General features: G+C 70.7%; 14 protein-coding genes and 1 tRNA gene. 6 read left to right on the top strand and 9 right to left on the bottom strand.

Going from position 1 to position 17752, the window contains the following annotated elements; genetic code table 11:
- Positions 1-85: 85 nt before the first annotated feature.
- Complete coding sequence (locus BC793_RS22000) at positions 86-505, bottom strand: GNAT family N-acetyltransferase (protein ID WP_093619474.1); 420 nt, start codon at positions 503-505, stop codon at positions 86-88.
- A gap of 138 nt (positions 506-643) precedes the next feature.
- On the opposite strand from BC793_RS22000, the gene BC793_RS21995 reads away from it, so the two are divergent.
- Positions 644-2233, top strand: coding sequence for an outer membrane protein assembly factor BamB family protein (locus BC793_RS21995; protein WP_109595092.1), 1590 nt, complete (start codon positions 644-646; stop codon positions 2231-2233).
- Between the two features lie 57 nt (positions 2234-2290).
- Here the strand turns inward: BC793_RS21995 and BC793_RS21990 are convergent, their stop codons facing one another.
- The gene (locus BC793_RS21990) at positions 2291-3385 is read right to left on the bottom strand and encodes an ABC transporter ATP-binding protein (RefSeq protein WP_109595091.1); all 1095 of its coding nucleotides are present in this window, start codon (positions 3383-3385) and stop codon (positions 2291-2293) included.
- Between the two features lie 137 nt (positions 3386-3522).
- Here BC793_RS21990 and BC793_RS21985 point away from each other — a divergent pair.
- The 4 genes from BC793_RS21985 (at position 3523) to BC793_RS21970 (ending at position 6119) form a co-directional block, all read left to right on the top strand.
- A tRNA-Thr gene (locus tag BC793_RS21985) sits at positions 3523-3596 on the top strand.
- A 399-nt stretch (positions 3597-3995) separates the two neighbouring features.
- Positions 3996-4397 (top strand): hypothetical protein, encoded by a 402-nt coding sequence (locus BC793_RS21980; RefSeq protein ID WP_109595089.1) that lies wholly within the window; start codon positions 3996-3998, stop codon positions 4395-4397.
- Between the two features lie 75 nt (positions 4398-4472).
- Entirely contained in the window at positions 4473-4910 is a 438-nt protein-coding gene (locus tag BC793_RS21975) for a hypothetical protein (protein ID WP_109595087.1), read from the top strand.
- Positions 4911-4997: 87 nt separating this feature from the next.
- Positions 4998-6119 (top strand): PQQ-binding-like beta-propeller repeat protein, encoded by a 1122-nt coding sequence (locus tag BC793_RS21970; protein ID WP_109595085.1) that lies wholly within the window; start codon positions 4998-5000, stop codon positions 6117-6119.
- Positions 6120-6122: 3 nt separating this feature from the next.
- On the opposite strand, the gene rlmB is transcribed toward BC793_RS21970, so the two are convergent.
- From rlmB to BC793_RS21950, 4 genes are read right to left on the bottom strand one after another with little or no spacing between them, the layout of a single operon-like run.
- Positions 6123-7250: a 23S rRNA (guanosine(2251)-2'-O)-methyltransferase RlmB gene (rlmB, locus tag BC793_RS21965; protein ID WP_109595083.1), complete on the bottom strand. Its 1128-nt coding sequence runs from the start codon at positions 7248-7250 to the stop codon at positions 6123-6125.
- Positions 7250-8665 carry a cysteine--tRNA ligase gene (gene cysS, locus BC793_RS21960; protein ID WP_109595081.1) on the bottom strand — a complete coding sequence of 472 codons (1416 nt, stop codon included), beginning with the start codon at positions 8663-8665 and terminating at the stop codon, positions 7250-7252. The genes rlmB and cysS overlap by 1 nt, the downstream gene beginning before the upstream one ends.
- Before the next feature lie 23 nt (positions 8666-8688).
- The gene (locus BC793_RS21955; RefSeq protein WP_373871245.1) at positions 8689-10044 is read right to left on the bottom strand and encodes a class II fumarate hydratase; all 1356 of its coding nucleotides are present in this window, start codon (positions 10042-10044) and stop codon (positions 8689-8691) included.
- Positions 10045-10075: 31 nt separating this feature from the next.
- Positions 10076-13057: an AfsR/SARP family transcriptional regulator gene (locus tag BC793_RS21950; protein WP_109595077.1), complete on the bottom strand. Its 2982-nt coding sequence runs from the start codon at positions 13055-13057 to the stop codon at positions 10076-10078.
- Between the two features lie 295 nt (positions 13058-13352).
- Between BC793_RS21950 and BC793_RS21945 the strand changes: the two genes are divergently transcribed.
- Positions 13353-13964 carry a hypothetical protein gene (locus BC793_RS21945; protein WP_203896325.1) on the top strand — a complete coding sequence of 204 codons (612 nt, stop codon included), beginning with the start codon at positions 13353-13355 and terminating at the stop codon, positions 13962-13964.
- A gap of 99 nt (positions 13965-14063) precedes the next feature.
- Here BC793_RS21945 and BC793_RS21940 read toward each other — a convergent pair whose 3' ends face one another.
- The 3 genes from BC793_RS21940 to BC793_RS21930 form a co-directional block, all read right to left on the bottom strand.
- Positions 14064-15728 (bottom strand): fumarate hydratase, encoded by a 1665-nt coding sequence (locus tag BC793_RS21940; protein WP_109595075.1) that lies wholly within the window; start codon positions 15726-15728, stop codon positions 14064-14066.
- A gap of 61 nt (positions 15729-15789) precedes the next feature.
- A complete protein-coding gene (locus BC793_RS21935; protein ID WP_109595073.1) occupies positions 15790-17082 on the bottom strand; it encodes a hypothetical protein in 1293 nt (430 codons plus the stop codon).
- 62 nt (positions 17083-17144) lie between these two features.
- Complete coding sequence (locus tag BC793_RS21930; protein WP_109595071.1) at positions 17145-17630, bottom strand: Lrp/AsnC family transcriptional regulator; 486 nt, start codon at positions 17628-17630, stop codon at positions 17145-17147.
- Between the last annotated feature and the right edge of the window lie 122 nt (positions 17631-17752).

Raw genomic sequence — 17752 nt, 5'->3', positions numbered from 1 at the left:
GGGACGGACCGCCCACCTCGCGGGGTGGCCCCGGGACGGGATCGTCTGCGGTCGGGGGCCCCTGGTTCGTACCGGATGCGGGGGTTCAGTCTTTCGTCAGGTCCCAGCTGAGAAGTGTGAACGTCATCTCCTCGTCGGCGCCGGCCCGGCGGTAGGTGGCGAGGGCGGCCTTGTTGTCGGACTCGGCGGCGACCCACATGCCGTAACAACCGTTCTTGCGGGCGATTGCGGCCAGCGCGTCGACCAGCGCCGTGCCGACACCCTGCAACCGGGCGACCGGCGCGACCCCCAGCTCGTAGATCAGCATCTCGGTGCCCTTGTCCGGATGGGTGGTCTCGACGCCGGTGATCATGCCGACCGGCCGGTCCGCGTCGTCGTAGGCGAGCAGCAGATGATGGGTGGGATCACTGAGGAACCGGCGGGTCACCGAGTCGATGGGTGGCGCGTCGAAAAGATCAGCCGCACGATGAACGTCGGCCTCGACGGTGACACGTTCGATGCGCATGACGCCACGATAGCCACGGATAAATCACGACTCAGCACTTGCCTTCCGGCCGTCGGGCGTCCGGTCGTTCGCAGGACTGATCGTCAATGCCCTGCTCGGTACCATGGCGGGCCGGTAGGGCGGATGAGGGGCGGGAACATGGCAGGTCAGGGGGACGAGACGCAGCCGGCCGAGGCGGAGGCCACGCAGGCGCGCTTCTCGCCGGGTGTCTCCGAGGCGGCCACGCCGACACCCACGCCGGTGACCGTCCCGCAAGGGCCCGTCTATGCCGAGCCGGTCGACCCGTGGGCGACCGCCGAGGCCGCCGCGATCGCCGCGGGCGGTCAGCCCGGTGGCTACACGCCGCATCCGCATCCGGAGGGCACCTGGACCGTCCCGGGCGCCACCGAGCCGACCGTCGAGAAGCCGTCCCGGCGCCGGCTGGCACTGATCATCGGCGGGGCGGTCGCCGCGGTGACCGCGATCGCGACCACCGCCGCGGTCGTCCTGCTGTGGCCGAAGTTCCCGGCCCTCGACTACCACGCGCTGCGCGAGATCAAGCGGATCACTCCGACGGCACCGTTCACGTCGACCTTCATCGACAGCGAGATGTACGGGGAGCGGGCGTTCTTCGCCGGCGTCACCGAGGCCGGCGTGCTGCACACGGTGGCCGCCGACACCGGGACCGGCACGGCGCTCTGGGAGAACGACCTCGCGGGCCGGGCCTACAGCTGGAAGGGGATGTACGCCCGGGAGTCGGTCGTGGTGTTCCTCTCCGGCATCGACCCCACCACCAGCCGGAGCCGGATGGTGGCGCTGAGCAGCGAGAACGGCCGGCTGGTCTGGGAGCGGGACCTGGGCTCCTCCGACGAGGTCCAGGTCACGTCGGACATCGTGCTGTGGGCGGACCGGGAGGCCAAGAAGCTGACCGGCCTCGACATGTCGGACGGAACGGTCGAGTGGTCGGTCGACGACGCCGACAGCACCACCCTGCAACCGGTCACCAGCCCCGGGGACCTCAACGGGCCGGCCGGCTCGGAGGGACGGCCGTTCACACCGGCCGCCGACGAGAAGCAGAGGTTCGTGCAGATCGACGCCGACCGCACGGTCACGGTCCGCGACGTGCACACCGGTGACGTCGTGCAGACACGCGCCGAGGTGGCGTCCACCAGCGACAAGGTCGCCGCCCACGACGGCCGGCTGTACGTTCTGGAGCCCGGCACCACCAAGCGCGTCTTCCAGTACGACCTGGCCCGGTTGACGGAGACCCAGCCGGTCACCCTCTACACGGCCGGGGACTCCGAGGACGTCAGCCGGCTCACCCCGTGCGGCGAACTGCTCTGTTTCGTCGTGACCACCGGCTACGACCGGAAAGCCGCCGTGATCCGGGCGGTCGGCGGGGAGGGCGCGTGGGACAAGGCCGTACCCGGCGCCGAAGAGCTGGTGGCGGTCGGCGACGACGGTCTACTGGCGATCGGCGACGACGGCACCACCCTGCTCGTCGACGGTGAGGACGCGTGGTACCGGCTCGGTGTCGCGGTCCGGCTGGACGCCCGCAACGTGCTGAGCTTCTCCGGAGACATGACCAGTTCGGTGAACGACCGGGAACTGGCCGGCACCCACCTGGGCGAGAACCCGGTGAGTCTCGGCGTGCTGTCGAAGGTCCGGTCCGGCACCTGCTCGTGGAACACGTCCGTGGTGGCCTGCGCCGCGGACAAGGACTACGTCATCCATGCGTTCGCCGGCTGAACGCTCCTGCACGGAAAAGCGGCCCCCCTCGTGTGGAGGAGGGCCGCTTCTCGCGGATCAGCTGGCGATGCGGAGGCCGGTGCCCGCGTTGAAGAGGTGCAGCGCACTGGTCTGCGGACGGATGTAGATCGTCTCGCCCATGTGCGGCATGTAGCGGCGCTCGGTGCGGACCACGAACCGCTCCGAGCCACCCGGCAGGTCGGAGTGGCCGTAGACGTTGGCGTCCGAGCCGAGGTCCTCGACCAGGTCGACGACGATCGGCAGCGCGTCGGCCGACTCGCTGACGACCTCGGCGGCCTCGGGGCGGAAGCCGACGGTGACCTTGCCCTCGCCGGCCTCGCTGGCCGCGGCGACCTGCTCACGGGTGAGCGGGACGTTCAGAGCGCCGAAGTTGGCACCGATCTCGGTCAGCGGAACGGTCTTGATGTTCATGGCCGGGGAACCCATGAAGCCGGCGACGAAGACGTTGCCGGGGGTGTCGTAGAGCGCCCGCGGGGTGTCCACCTGCTGGAGCACGCCGTCCAGCATGACCGCGACCCGGTGACCCATGGTCATGGCCTCGACCTGGTCGTGGGTGACGTAGACGGTGGTGACGCCGAGCTTCGCCTGGAGCGAGGCGATCTGCGAACGGGTCTGCACACGGAGCTTGGCGTCGAGGTTCGACAGCGGCTCGTCCATGAGGAACACCTGCGGCTGACGCACGATCGCGCGGCCCATGGCGACACGCTGACGCTGACCACCGGAGAGCGCCTTCGGCTTACGCGACAGGTACTCCTCGAGCTGGAGCAGGGCCGCGGCCTCCTTGACGGCGCGGTCGATCTCCGCCTTCGGGGTCTTGCGCAGCTTCAGGGCGAACGCCATGTTCTCGTACACCGTCATGTGCGGGTAGAGAGCGTAGTTCTGGAACACCATCGCGATGTCCCGGGACTTCGGCGGGAGGTGCGTGACGTCCTTGTCGTTGATCATGATGCGGCCGCGGTCCACGTCCTCCAGGCCGGCGAGCATGCGCAGGCTGGTGGACTTGCCACAACCGGAGGGGCCGACCAGGACGAGGAACTCTCCGTCGCCGATCTCGAGGTTCAGCTCGTTGACCGCGGGGCGCTCGGAGCCCGGGTAGATCCGTGAGGCCTTGTCATAGGTAACGGTAGCCATGGTGAAGCGACTTCCTTTCCACCGGCAGGAACGTGCCGGACGATCCGAGTAGAAGGAACAGCCCTGCCACCGTATTTGTTTTCTTCCGACCTGCCAAGATGGCGCCCGCATCACAGGACGTTATGCTGATGACCACTGCCCCTGTAGCTCAGATGGCCAGAGCACCCGTCTTGTAAACGGGAGGTCGTCGGTTCGATCCCGACCGGGGGCTCTTTCACAGGTGGGATCCGAAACGCCGGGCTGTCGCGCTCGCCCGGCCGAATTCACCGGACGCGACCCGGACCCGCCCTTCCCGATCGCGGAGCCCGGCGACCAACCTGACGGCCGATCCTGCCGGTGCCGTCGGGTAACCCACGTTTCGCCACCCGGCGTCCACCGCACCCCCGCCGACCGGCGGGGGTATTTCACTTTTCGGCGCTGAAATCATCAGCGAAAACAACAGATCAGCGAACAATGCGAACGCGCGAATAAGAACTGCGCCCCCACCCTTTACCACCCACGCGTTTCATGTATGTTCGGTAATGCCTGCGGGGAGACACGATCCTTTCCGTACGGCCGTCCATCATGTCGCGGGAGATCCCCGGGCTTTTATGGAAGGGACACCGAACAAATGCGTTCCATCACACGTGGCGCCGTCATGCTCGCCACCGTCGCGGCCGTGCTCACCCCGGCCGCCGCGCAGGCCGCCCCGGCACCGGACGCCACCGGGCTCATGGGCACCTACGGCTTCGGCCGCGCCGCGGTCATCGGCGAGGCCGGTCTCCAGGCCGGAGCGTGGCACTCCTACGCCGTACGCTCGGGATACGCCGGTGACGATCTGATCGTCAGCCACCCGGCGCGGACCAGGCCCCTGGCGGCCGAGAGGGTCGTCTACACCGCCGCCTTCAACGAGGTGGCCGACGCCCAGGCCGAGTGCCAGAAGGTCGGCGCGGCCGGCGTCGCGCAGAAGGCGTGGGTCTCGTTCCGCTGCCGGACCGGCTTCGTGCCGAGCTACACCCTGCTCGTTCGCTGACCACCGGCGAGCCTTTTCTTCTTTTCATTCGTTGTTGTCTCGACGTATACCCTCGACACAATTGAGGACCATTCAATGAAATCGTTCGTCACCCGCACCCTGTCCATTCTCGCCGGCGCCGGAACGGTCGTCGCCCTGGCCGCCACGCCCGCTCTCGCCGCGGACAACACGTTCGAACTGGCCGTCGGAAAGGCCAGCGCCTACGGCACCTACGACCGGATGATGAGCATCCCGGAGCGCCCGGTCCCGCCGGTCGCGGTCAACGGCACCCTGGCCGTCAACAGCCGTAACCGGTGCGCGGTCGTGCAGATCGCCTACAACGGCCCGGCCGACGGCATCGAGTGGCGCACCCTGAACAGCCTGTGCCGGCCCGGGAAGACCAACTTCGCGGCACGCTCCGAGTTCCTGTGGGGCGGCGGCCGGCCCGAGGTGCGGCTGTGCGCCGGCAACACGGTGGCTCGCGCCGAGCAGGGCCGCAACTGCGACGTCTTCACCCCCGCAGCGGACCTCTGACCGGCTGCTCCTCCGCCGCCCGGGCCGATACCGGGCGGCGGAAGAGCCCCGCCCATCATCGATCCCGCCCCCGCTCGTTGATCTTGTGTGAACCTCTTCCTGATAGCCGCCCTGACCGCGGCACTCAGTCTGCCCACCCCGCCAGCACCGGCTCCGGCGCCCGTCTCGGAATGGGCCCAGACCGGGTACGGCCCCGGCCTGACCTTCTACAACCCGCACGAGAGCAGGCTGACCGCGTCGTCGGTCGGCGCGCTCACCAGCCGCTGGGAGATGTCCACCCACGGCGCCCCGGAGTGTGAGGTCGGACGGGAACCGCTGGCCGGGTACGGCAACCTCTACACCAGCGATCCGGGCGGGATCGGCGCGTACGACCCGGCGACCGGCGCCCGCCGCTGGCATGTGGCCCTGGAGCGCCGCGGCGTCACCCGGATGGCCCTGTCCGGGGGCATCCTGGCCACCCTCACCTACGCCTGCGACAACCAGCACAGCTTCCTGAGCGCCTACCGGGCCGGCACCGGCGCCCGGCTCTGGGAGATCCCGCTCGGCGCACCCACCCAGGACATGATCGTGGACCGCGGGGTGGTCGTAGTCGACAGCCGACCCGATTTCGAGGCGTCCACCGTCGCGCACCGCCTGACCACCGGCGCCCGGCTGTGGAAGCTCTACGGCACCCGCGGGGACGGGCTGCTGTCGGCGCAGGGACGGATCCTGTTGCGCACCGAGGGCGAAGGGTCCCGCGCGGTCGACGTCAAGACCGGGACGACGATCTGGAAGACCCCGGAGGACTGGTACGCCGTGGGCAGCAACCCGAGCGGCTCGCGGTTCTACATCGGTGGCCGCAACGGCGGGCTCACCGCGATCGACTCGGCCAACGGCAACAAGGCCTGGGAGTCGACCTGGCCGGCGCCCTCGGTCACCGCCGACAACGAGCGGGTCTACTTTCCGCGGTACCGCAGTGTCATCTGCCTCGACGCGAAGACCGGCCGGAAGCTCTGGTCGGTGCACCTGCCGGACGGCGCGGGGCAGCCGGTACGGGCCGGGTCGCTGCTCTACAGCCCGTCCGGCATGGGGGCGGGACTGTCTATCGCCGACGCGACGACCGGCAGAACGCTGAAGGGCGGCATGCCGAGCAGCCAGAACTACCCACCGACGGTGGCAGGCGGCCGCCTCTTCCTCACGGATGGCAACCGCCTGCGCGCATACTCCTGAAGATCAGCCCTGGTGGCGGCGGCGGCTCACCTCGGCGAGAGTGACCGCTGCCGCCACGCTGGCGTTCAGCGACTCCACGTCGGAGGCCATCGGGATGCTCACCCGCAGGTCACACGTCTCACCGACGAGGCGGGACAGGCCACGGCCCTCGGAGCCGACGACCACGATCAGCGGCCCGATCGCGGCCTCCAGCTCGTAGAGGCCGGTCTCCCCGTCGGCGTCTAGACCGATCGCGGTGAAGCCCGCCTTCTGCGCCGACTTGATCGCCCGGGTCAGGTTGACCACCTGCGACACCGGGACGCGGGCGGCCGCACCGGCGCTGGTGCGCCAGGCCGTCGCGGTGATTCCGGCGGCGCGGCGCTCGGTCATGAAGACACCGTGCCCACCGAACGCGGCCACCGACCGGATCACCGCGCCCACGTTGCGCGGGTCGGTGATGCCGTCCAGCGCGACCAGCAGCGGAGCGGTCTGCTCCAGCGCGGCGTTGACGAGATCGTCGAACTCCTCGTACGCGAACGGCGGCACCTGCAGCCCGATGCCCTGGTGCAGCACACCGCCGGTCATCCGGTCCAGCTCGTTGCGGCTGATCTCCAGGATCGGGATGCCCCGGTCGCCGGAGGTGCGCACGATCTCGGTCACCCGGTCGTCGATGTCGATGCCCTGCGCCACGTAGAGCGCGGTGGCCGGAACCAGCGCCCGCAGCGCCTCGACCACCGGGTTACGGCCGAGCAGCAGCTCGGGACCCTCTTTGGTGGGGTTGGACCGGCGGCCCGGCGCGATCCGGGGACCACGCGGACCGCCACCACGGACGCCGCCGCGGGCCGTCTGCGTGCGGGTGAGCCCGGTGGCACGGCCACCGCCCCGGCCCCAGGTGGTGTCCTTGCTGCCGGGGACGCCGACCTTGGGCGCGCGGCCCTCGGCGGCCGCGGCACGGCGCTCCTTGTCCTGCTTGCGCGCGGTCTTCTCGGGCAGCTTCTCGGTGCCCGAGTAGCCCTTGTGCCACGGGCGCTCGTCGGCCGGCAGAGTTTTGCCGCGGCCCTTCAGCCCGGCACGGTTCTTACCGCCGGAACCGGCGACCGCGCCCTTCTTCGAGGTGGTGCGCTTGCTGGCGTTGAACGAATTTCCCGGCATCAGTGCTGTTCTCCTACCGTCCATCGCGGCCCGGCCGGAGTGTCCTCCACCTGAATACCCGCGTTCTTGAGCTGGTCGCGCACCGAGTCGGCGGCCGCCCAGTCCTTACGTGCGCGGGCCTGGGCCCGCTGTTCCAGTGCCAGCGCGACCAGCGAGTCGACCACCGGCTTCAGGTCGTTGCCGCCCTCGCCGCCGTCCCACTTCTCGTCGAACGGGTCGAGACCGAGGACGCCGAGCATGGCCCGCACCGCGGTCAGCGCGCCCCGGATGCCGGCCTCGTCACCGGCCGCCAGCGCGGTGTTGCCCTCGCGCACCGTGTCGTGCACGATCGCCAGCGCCGCCGACGTGTTCAGGTCGTCGTTCATCGCGTCGGCGAACGCCGGTGGCACCTGCTTGGGCCGGCCCGGCCCGACCACCTCGGCGGCCCGCTGCACGAAGCCCTCGATCCGCCGGTAGGCGACCGCGGCCTCACGCAGCGCCTCGTCCGAGTAGTCGATCCGCGAGCGGTAGTGCGGGCTGCCCAGGTAGTAGCGCAGCTCGACCGGCCGGATCCCGGACTCGACCAGCGAGGCCAGATCGATCACGTTGCCGAGCGACTTGCTCATCTTGGAGTCGCCGAGGTTGAGCAGGGCGTGGTGCACCCAGAAGCGGGCGAAACCGAGACCGGCCGCCTTGGACTGGGCCAGCTCGTTCTCGTGGTGCGGGAACGTCAGGTCGAGGCCACCGCCGTGGATGTCGAACTCGTCGCCGAGGTAGCGCCGGGCCATCGCCGAGCACTCGATGTGCCAGCCGGGACGGCCCTTGCCCCACGGGGACGGCCAGTAGGCGTCGCGCGGCTCGTCCGCCTTCACCCCTTTCCACAGGGCGAAGTCGCGATGATCGCGCTTGTCCCGGACCGGGGCGTCGCCGGCGTCGCGCATCTCCTCCGGCCGCTGACCGGAGAGCGCGCCGTACTCCCGATAGGAGAGCACGTCGAAGTAGACGTCGGCGCAGTCGCCGGCGGCCGGATAGGCGTGACCGCGGTCGATCAGCTCCTGGATCAGCTCGTGCATCTCGGTGATGTGCCCGGTGGCCAGCGGCTCGTAGGTGGGCGCCAGCACGTTGAGCGCGGTGTAGTCGCGGTCCAGGTGGAGGCGGTTCTCATAGGCGATGGCCCAGAACGGCCGGCCCTGCTCACCGGCCTTCTGGAGGATCTTGTCGTCCACGTCGGTGACGTTGCGGACGAACGTGACCTCCAGGCCGGTGTGCAGCAGCCAACGGCGCAGCACGTCGTAGTTGACGGCGGAACGAAGGTGACCGATATGGGGGGTGGACTGCACGGTGACGCCACACAGGTAGATCCCCACCTGACCGGGCGTCGACGGGACGAAGTCCCGGACCGATCGGGTCGCGGTGTCATACAAGCGCAGAGTCACCGTACAAGGGTACCGGCCCCCGTTCAGGGACGCGTCATCCGGAGGACGTCGAGCGCCTCGTCCAGCTGCTCCTCGGTCAGCGTGCCGTTGCTCACATGCCCGCGCTCGACGACCACCTCGCGGATCGACCGGCCGGAGGCCAGCGCCTGCTTGGCGATCGCGGCCGCCTCGTCGTAGCCGAGGAAGCGGTTGAGCGGGGTGACGATCGACGGCGATCCCTCGGCGTATCCGCGGGTGACCTCCTCGTCCGCCTCGAGGCCGTCGATGCAGCGGTCGGCGAACAGGCGGGCCACCGCGGCCAGCAGCCGGATCGACTCGAGCACGTTGCGGGCCATCACCGGCAGCATCACGTTGAGCTCGAAGTCGCCCTGGGTGCCGGCGAAGGCGACCGTCGCGTCGTTGCCGATGACCTGGGCGGCGACCTGGCGGACCGCCTCCGGCACCACCGGGTTCACCTTGCCCGGCATGATCGACGAGCCGGGCTGGAGGTCGGGCAGGCGCAGCTCCCGCAGGCCGGCCCGCGGGCCCGAGCCCATCCAGCGGATGTCGTTGGCGATCTTGTAGAGGCCGGCGGCGATCACCCGGAGCTGGCCGGACGCCTCGACCAGCGCGTCGCGGGCACCCTGCGCCTCGAAGTGGTCACGGGCCTCGGTCAGTGGCAGGCCGGTCTCCTCGGCCAGCAGACGGATCACCGCCGGCGCGAATCCGGGCGGTGTGTTCACGCCGGTGCCGACCGCGGTGCCGCCCAACGGCAGCTCACCGAGCCGGGGCAGGGTGTCGCGGAGCCGTTCGACGCCGTTGGTGACCTGCCGGGCGTACCCGGAGAATTCCTGCCCGAGGGTGACCGGCGTGGCGTCCATGAGGTGCGTGCGGCCGCTCTTGACGGTGTTCTTGAACTCCTCGGCCTTGGCGCTCAGCGCCACCGCGAGGTGGCCGAGCGCCGGGATCAGGTCGGCGCTGACCGCCTCGGTGGCGGCCAGGTGGATCGAGGACGGGAAGACGTCGTTCGACGACTGCGAGGCGTTGACGTGGTCGTTCGGGTGTACCGGGCGGCCCAGGTCACGGCTGGCCAGGGTGGCGATGACCTCGTTGGCGTTCATGTTCGACGAGGTGCCGGAGCCGGTCTGGAAGACGTCGACCGGGAACTGGTCGTCGTAGCCGCCGTCGGCCACGTGTGCGGCGGCCGTCGCGATCGACTCGGCGAGATCCTTCTCCAGCACGCCGAGGTTCGCGTTCGCCCGGGCGGCGGCCCCCTTGATCCGGGCCAGCGCCCGGATGTGGGACGGCTCCAAGCCGCGCCCGGAGATCGGGAAGTTCTCCACCGCCCGCTGCGTCTGCGCCCGCCACAACGCGGCGGACGGCACCCGCACCTCGCCCATCGTGTCGCGTTCGATCCGAAAACCACTCTCGTCAGTCGTCACCGGACCATCCTCTCTCGACCTCCGCCGGATCGCAGTCGATACCGATCTGCCGGAACAATCCGGCGGCCCTCGCCCGGAGGTTCGCCGCCTCCGGATCGCCCGGGTCCAGGCAGGCGGCAAGTCCGGCCTGGGCACGGGCGATCGAGTACGCCATCTGCCCCGCCGTGGCCAGCCGGAGGGACCGTTCGTACATCGCCCGGGCGCCCGGGACGTCCCCCGCCCGGTGCAGCGTGGTGGCCAGGTCGTGGCTGAACTCGGACTCGTGCCGGGTGTCCCGCATCCGTACCGCGATGTCCAGGGCCCGGCGGTGCTCGGCGCACGCGTCGGCGTACCGGCCGGTGTCGCGGAACAGCCGGGCCCGGTCGTTGTGCAGATCGGCCATGATCGACCGCGAACCGCTGCGGACGGCGAGCCGCCGCGCCACGTCGACGTACCGGTGCGCGGTGTCCACGCCGATCAGGCCGCAGGCGTACTTGAGGCGCTGGAGCAGCAGCATCGCCAGGGCGAGCGGCCCGTCCTCCTCGTGCTCGATCACCGCGAACAGCCGCAGCCGCGCGTAGTGCAGCGCCTCGTCGTACCGGCCGAGCCGGCCCAGCACCTCGGCCAGCGTGCCGAGCGGCCCGGCCGACGAGGTCTGCATCCGCCGGCGGGCCACGATCCGGCGGGACGTGCGGATCGCCTCGATGGCCTCGGCGAACCGCCCCTGCGACTGGTAGATCGTGCCCAGGTTGCCGTAGCTGGTGGCGATCGCACCGGCCTCGCCCAGTTCCCGGCGCAGCCGGATGGCCAGCAGCAGGTACTCCTCGGCCGGGCCGTGCTCACCGCCGCGCGAGTAGGCCGAGGCCAGGTAGTTGGCGATGGTGGCGATGGCCGCCTTGTCACCGGACGACCCGACCCCCTCCATGGCCCGCTGGTGCAGGTCACGGATGTCGTCCATGTAGCCGCGGAAGAAGAGCGGCTGCCAGGCGGCCCGCGGGATCCGCCACGCGTAGCCGAAATGCCCGGCGGCCGCGGCGGCGTCGACGAAGGCGGCCAGGCCGGGCCGCACCCGCTCCAGCCGGGCGTACGGGTCGTCGAGCGCCGCCGGCAGGTCCGGCCGGGCGGGCCGTGGCCAGCCGAGATCCCGGTTCAGGACGTCGTGGTGACTGGACGCGACCGCCGCGATCAGGGCATGCAGTTCCAGGTCGAGCACACCGGTCAGAGCCGCGTGCCGGTCCGGTCCGGGCAGGTCGGCGGCGAGCATCCCGGCGTACTCGCGGATCAGGTCGTGCATCCGGTAGACGCCCCGCTCCGGTTCCTCCAGCAGGTGCACGTCGACCAGCTCGTCGAGCGCGTCCCGGGCCTCGTCCAGCGACAGCCCGGCCAGGGCGGCCACCGCGAGGTCGTCGACGGTGACGCCCGGGTGGACCCCGAGCAGCCGGAACACCCGCTGCAACGGTGCCGGGAGCTGCCGGTAGGTGAGGGTGAACGCGCCGGCCACGGTCCGGTCCTCGGCGGCCAGCTCGGGCAGTGCCGACTCACCGAGCCGGCGCAGCAGGTCGGACACCCGCCAGCGGGGCCGGTGGGCGAGCCGGGCGCCGGCCAGCCGGACCGCCAGCGGCAGGGCGCCGCAGCGCCGGACCACCTCGGCGGCCGCCTCCGGGTCGGCGCGGACCCGCTCCCCGACGATCCGTTCCAGCAGCGCCATCGCCTCGTCGTGCGCCAGCACCGGCAGTGACTCCAGCTGGATGCCGTCCAGTCCGGCGAGCCGGCGGCGGCCGGTGACCAGGGCCAGACTGCCCGGGGTGGTCGGCAGCAGATCGGCGATCTGGGCGCTGGTGGCCGCGTTGTCCAGGACGATCAGCAGGCGCCGGCCGGCCACCTGGGTACGCCAGAAGCCGACCCGTTCGACCGGGTCCGGCGGGATCTCCTCGGCGCTGTGCCCTAGCTGCCGGAGCAGCACGAGCAGTGCGGCCGCCGGGTCGACCGGGGCCTGCTCGCTGTGTCCCTTGAGGTCGACGAAGAGGTGCCCGTCCGGGAAGCGGTCGCCGATCAGGGTGGCGACGTGCAGGGCCAGGGTGGTCTTGCCGCTGCCGGCCATCCCGTCGAGGACGGCGACCACCGGTCCCGCCGGCTCGGCCGTCCCGATCCCGGCGATCAGCCGGTCGACCTGCTCGGTACGGCCGGTGAAGTCGCTGATCGTACGGGGAAGGCATCGGATCGCCCCGTTGGCCGGCATCGCCGGTGCCGCCACCAGGACCTCGGGCGCCGCATCGGCCAGGATGTCGCGGTGCAGGTCCTGAAGCTCCCGGCCGGGTTCGATGCCCAGCTCGTCGCGCAGCACGTCACGGGCCCGCCGGAACTCGGCCAGCGCGTCGGCCCGCCGCCCGGACTGGAACAGCGCCAGCATCAGCTGGCCGCGCAGCCGCTCCCGCAGTGGGAACCGGTCCACCAGGGCGGCCAGTTCGCCGAGGAGTTCCCGGGCCCGGCCGGCGGCCAGCTCCAGGTCCATCGCGTCCTCGTGGGCGACCGCCCGCCGCTCGTCGAGCATCGCCGCCGCCTGCCGGACCGCCGACGCGTCGATCTCCGCGCACGCCGGGCCCCGCCACAGGTCGAGGGCCTCCCGGTACGCCGCCCGCGCGACCTCGGCCCCGGACGCCGACCGGGCCGTGTCGACCAGGGCGAGGAACCGCTGCGAGTCGAGTTCGCCGGGTTCGACCCGGATCCCGTACCCCGCCGGATCGGTCATGATCGCGTCGACCGGGAGACTGCGCCGCAGCCGGGACACGCAGGTCTGCACCTGACCCCGCGCGGTGGCCGGTGGATCGGCGCCCCAGATCGCCTCGGTCAGCTCGCCCAGGCTCACGATGCGCCCCGGGTTCAGAAGCATCATCGCCAGCACGACACGGTCACGCCCGGCCGTCACGGCTACCGGACGTTCATCTCTCGTCACTGAGAGTGTTCCTAAAATGTGGTAGCGCAAAGTAGCCATCCCCGTCCTGTGCGCTCGCGATCGAAGCCTACCGAGATCTACGAGAGCGGATCGACAGAGAATCGATAGCGGCCTACGGCACCCTTCTCCCCAGCGCCGTCTCGCCGCCGATGCTTCCAGGAGCGCCCCCAGTGCGTGGCGAGACGGCCCGGCTTCAACGGGGGAGGTACAGCCCGCTCGCGGTACGCCGCGAGCGGGCTGTTCGTACTTCAGCGATCACACAGAGTTGGACGTCGCTGGCTTAGTTACGTACCGTCGGCTGAGTTTGGATGACCCCGACGAAGAGGAATCTCCGATGCGACGCGCCATCCTGGCCGTGATCGCGGGCGGTGTGCTGGTTACCAGCGCCGCCTGCGGCGACGACGCGAAGAACGAGGACACCGCGGCGCCGGCCGTCACCACCCCCGCCGCGGCCTCGGCCCCGGAACCCGCCGCGTCGTCCGCGGCCCCCGATTTCACCGCCGACAACGTCAAGGTCTGTGACCGCCTGGACAAGGCGTTCAACACCGAGTTCGGCGATTTCGGCGTGGCGCTGGGCAGGATGATCGCCTACAAGGAGGCGAAGGACACCGCCAACGCGACCAAGGCGGAGAAGCAGGCCGCCACCGAACTGAAGGCCCTCGGCACGCAGATCCGCAAGGAGACCGCGAACGCCCAGGACCCGGAGCTCAAGGCGATGGCGACGGCCTCGGCGCAGCGGATCGAGACGAGCGCCAAGGACCTCGACTTCATCCAGGACATCAAGACCACCAAGGACCTGGACCGGTCGTCGCAGGAGCAGTTCACCGAGTGGATCAGCCCGGTCGTGGGCTACTGCGCCGTCAGCCGGGCCGCCGCGTCACCGTCGGCGTCGTCGTCCGGGGTGCCGTCGGATCCGCCCGTCTCGGCGGTCCCGTCGGCTTCCTGAACGTCGGCCTCCCTGAGCGTGCGTCCCTGAGCGTCAGGGTTTCCTGACGCTCAGGGGGTCCTGACGCTCAGGGCTTCTTGAGCGTCGGCTTCCCCGGCGTCAGCGGCGGCCGATGTTCAGGACCGGCTTCGGCTTGGTGACCTCGGCGAAGAAGTCGTTGCCCTTGTCGTCGACGACGATGAAGGCGGGGAAGTCCTCGACCTCGATCTTCCAGACCGCCTCCATGCCGAGTTCGGGGAACTCCAGCACCTCGACGTGGCGGATGCAGTCCTGAGCCAGCCGGGCGGCCGGGCCGCCGATCGAGCCGAGGTAGAAGCCGCCGTACGTCTGGCAGGCGTCGGTGACCTGCTGGGACCGGTTGCCCTTGGCGAGCATGACCATCGACCCGCCGGCCGCCTGGAACTTCTCGACGTAGGAGTCCATCCGGCCGGCCGTGGTCGGGCCGAAGGAGCCGGACGCGTACCCCTCGGGGGTCTTGGCCGGGCCGGCGTAGTAGACCGCGTGGTCACGCAGGTACTGCGGCATCGGCTGGCCGGCGTCGAGCCGCTCGGCGATCTTGGCGTGCGCGATGTCCCGGGCGACCACGAGCGGGCCGGTCAGCGACAGCCGGGTCTTCACCGGGTACTTGCTGAGTTCCTCGCGGATCTCGGCCATCGGCCGGTTGAGGTCGATCTGGACGACCGGCTCGGCACCGAGGTCGACGTCGGGCAGGTAGCGGGCCGGGTCGGTCTCCAGCCGCTCCAGCCAGACCCCCGACGGGGTGATCTTCGCAACCGCCTGCCGGTCGGCCGAGCAGGACACCGCGATCGCGACCGGGCAGGACGCGCCGTGCCGGGGCAGGCGGATCACCCGGACGTCGTGGCAGAAATACCGCCCGCCGAACTGGGCGCCGATCCCGAAGTCGCGGGTCAGCTCCAGCACCGCGGCCTCCAGCTCCAGGTCCCGGAAGCCGTGCGCCAGCATGGTGCCGGACGTGGGCAGGTTGTCGAGATACTTCGCCGAGGCCAGTTTCGCGGTCTTCAGCGCGTGCTCGGCACTGGTGCCGCCGACGACCACCGCGAGGTGGTACGGCGGACACGCGGACGTGCCGATCAGGCGCAGCTTCTCGTCCAGGAACTGCATCATGCGCTGGGGGTTGAGCAGCGCCTTCGTCTCCTGGTAGAGGTACGACTTGTTCGCCGAGCCGCCGCCCTTGGCCATGAAGAGGAACTTGTACGCGTCGGGGTGACCGCCCGGGTCCTCGGCATACAGCTCGATCTGGGCCGGCAGGTTGGTCCCGGTGTTCTTCTCGTCCCACATGGTGATCGGCGCGAGCTGCGAATACCGCAGGTTGAGCCGGGTGTACGCCTGGTAGACGCCGAGCGCGACGGCCGCCTCGTCGGTGCCGTCGGTGAGCACGTGCCGCCCGCGTTTGCCCATCACGATCGCGGTGCCGGTGTCCTGGCACATCGGCAGCACACCACCGGCCGCGATGTTCGCGTTGCGCAGCAGGTCCAGCGCGACGAAGCGGTCGTTCGCCGACGCTTTCGGGTCGTCGATGATGGCGCGCAGCTGGGCCAGGTGGGCGGGCCGCAGGTAGTGCGCGATGTCGTGCATCGCCTCCGCGGTGAGCTGCGTGAGCGCGGCCGGCTCGACGGTCAGGAACCGTCGCCCGCCCGGGCCCTCGACGACATCGACACCCTCGTCCGTGACCAGGCGGTACTCGGTGAGGTCCGCTCCGGTCGGCAGGAGCGGCGAGTACCTGAAATCGGCGCTGGAGCTCATGAACCGAAAGATTAGGCCAGCGGGGCGGCGCGACGCGAACCCATCCCCGGCGGTCCGCTTTTCAGGCGAACGGCAGGTACGCCATGTCACGTCCGGCGACCAGGACCATGCCGTCCGGGCCGACGGCGAAAACCTTCGCATCGGTACGCACATCGGCACGAACCGTCCCGCTGCTGAGGCTGAGTGCCGTCACCCGCCCTTTCGAGGCCACGATCGCGGCGTACGGGGTGAGCGCCGCACCCGCGTCCGGACGGTCGTCCTGCCGCCACACGTTGCGGTCCCGGGTGAACGAGAACCCCCGGATCGTGGCGTCCTTGCGGATCACCGCGTACGAGTCGTTGACGGCGAGGACCGTGGACTCCTTGTCGCCGTACCAGAGATTGCGCCCGTCGTAGCCGTTGATCAGGACCTCACGGCCGTACGGGTCGACGCCGAGCACCACGTTGTAGCCGCCCGCCGGGTCCTGGTCCTGCTCGCAGGCCGAGCCGTTGTCGGCGGTCCGCAGGTTCAGGCCGTCGCGCTGCCACACGACCTCGCCGGCCGGGCTCCCGCCCACCACGGCGTAGTAGCAGGTGCCGTCCCGGGCCGTGCCGGTGACCGTGAGCACCCGCCCGCCGACGACCGCCACCCGCTGGTCCCGGGCCGGGCGCACGGTCTGCACCAGCCGCCCGGTGGCCGTGTCGATCACCCGGACCTCGCCGTCGTGCGGCAGCCCGAGCAGGCCGGGCAGCACCGGCGGCCCGGCGACGTCGTCGTCCACGGCTCCGGACACCAGCCGCCGGGTGTCCGGCAGGTCCGGGTTGGCGGCGTCCAGGACGAAGCCGATGCCGCCGGTGCCCACGCTCCACAGCTGGGTGCCGGCCCGCGGGTCCCAGGCGGTGAGCCGGCAGTCATTACCCCCGCTGCAGCTCAGGTCCACGATCGCGTCCTGGTATGTCCAGACCGCCGACGCCGCGGTGTCGGAGCGCCGCACCGCGCCGGTGGACGGGTCGAGTACCTGGTAGCCCTTGGTCAGCAGGCGCCCGGTGACGACGACCGCGCCGGCGCCCTTGCCGGCGACCGCGGCCCAGTCGGCGTCGGAGGCCCACAGTTTCACGGCCGCGGTCAGGCCGTACGCCTCGACCGACGTCCGGTATTCGACGATCACCGCGTCACCGGCGATGGCCACGCTCTGCGGGGTGCCGCCGAGGGACTGCTGCCAACGGGTGCCCGGTGCGACCGGCCCGCTCGTGGTGATCCAAGCCCAGAGCTGCGGAAACGGGTTCCAGGTGTGGGTGGCGGCCAGCACGGTGAGGGCCACCGCGGCGACGGTGACCACCCAGAGTCCCTTCCAGGAACCGCCTCCCGAGGCCATGCGGGCAGGGTAATGACCTTCGATCCCGGAAGGGTCGAGCGCGGAAAGTCCGTGTCGTCACACTATGCGTGACTTGCCGACCGGACCAGCGGCACGGTCCGGTACGGGATCAGCTCCGCGAGCGCGATGATCGTATGCGCCCGGACGATCCCCTCGTAGCCGACGATCTGATCGATCACCCGCTGCAGGTCGGCGTTCGAGCGGGCCACGATCCGGCACAGGATGTCCCCGCTGCCGGTGATCGTGTGCGCCTCCAGGACCTCGGGGATCTCCGCCAGGTGCCCGGCGACGGCGTCGTGCCCGTACCTCTGGCTGATCTCCAGCGTCACGAAGCTCATCACGCCGAACCCGATCGCATCGGGTGCCACCTCGGGCCCGAAGCCCTTGATCGCGCCCCGCGCGATCAGCTTGTCCAGCCGCGCCTGCACCGTGCCGCGCGCCACCGCGAGCCGCCGGGAGAGTTCGAGCACACCGATCCTCGGCTCGGCCGCGAGCATCGTGATCAGGCGCGCGTCGAGCGCATCGAGCTGGACAGTCTGCTCACCCACATCCGGAACCTACCGCACCGATTGCGCACCTTGACCATCGATGATCGGAAGGGTTGCTCATGGCCATGGGCTGCGTCACTGTCAGGCGACCTGTGACACTGTGATCAGGCCCTCGCGGTGGA

The organism is Actinoplanes xinjiangensis (assembly GCF_003148685.1).
In the GTDB taxonomy this organism is placed as follows: Bacteria; Actinomycetota; Actinomycetes; order Mycobacteriales; family Micromonosporaceae; genus Actinoplanes; species Actinoplanes xinjiangensis.
This window is presented reverse-complemented; position numbering and strand designations above follow the sequence as displayed.

Excerpts from the sequence above, each read along its gene's own strand:
- BC793_RS22000 (WP_093619474.1), bottom strand. The coding sequence starts at position 505 with ATGCGCATCGAACGTGTCACCGTCGAGGCCGACGTTCATCGTGCGGCT.
- BC793_RS21995 (WP_109595092.1), top strand. The coding sequence starts at position 644 with ATGGCAGGTCAGGGGGACGAGACGCAGCCGGCCGAGGCGGAGGCCACG.
- BC793_RS21990 (WP_109595091.1), bottom strand. The coding sequence starts at position 3,385 with ATGGCTACCGTTACCTATGACAAGGCCTCACGGATCTACCCGGGCTCC.
- BC793_RS21980 (WP_109595089.1), top strand. The coding sequence starts at position 3,996 with ATGCGTTCCATCACACGTGGCGCCGTCATGCTCGCCACCGTCGCGGCC.
- BC793_RS21975 (WP_109595087.1), top strand. The coding sequence starts at position 4,473 with ATGAAATCGTTCGTCACCCGCACCCTGTCCATTCTCGCCGGCGCCGGA.
- rlmB (WP_109595083.1), bottom strand. The coding sequence starts at position 7,250 with ATGCCGGGAAATTCGTTCAACGCCAGCAAGCGCACCACCTCGAAGAAG.
- BC793_RS21955 (WP_373871245.1), bottom strand. The coding sequence starts at position 10,044 with ATGGGCGAGGTGCGGGTGCCGTCCGCCGCGTTGTGGCGGGCGCAGACG.
- BC793_RS21950 (WP_109595077.1), bottom strand. The coding sequence starts at position 13,057 with ATGGCTACTTTGCGCTACCACATTTTAGGAACACTCTCAGTGACGAGA.
- BC793_RS21945 (WP_203896325.1), top strand. The coding sequence starts at position 13,353 with ATGCGACGCGCCATCCTGGCCGTGATCGCGGGCGGTGTGCTGGTTACC.
- BC793_RS21940 (WP_109595075.1), bottom strand. The coding sequence starts at position 15,728 with ATGAGCTCCAGCGCCGATTTCAGGTACTCGCCGCTCCTGCCGACCGGA.
- BC793_RS21935 (WP_109595073.1), bottom strand. The coding sequence starts at position 17,082 with ATGGCCTCGGGAGGCGGTTCCTGGAAGGGACTCTGGGTGGTCACCGTC.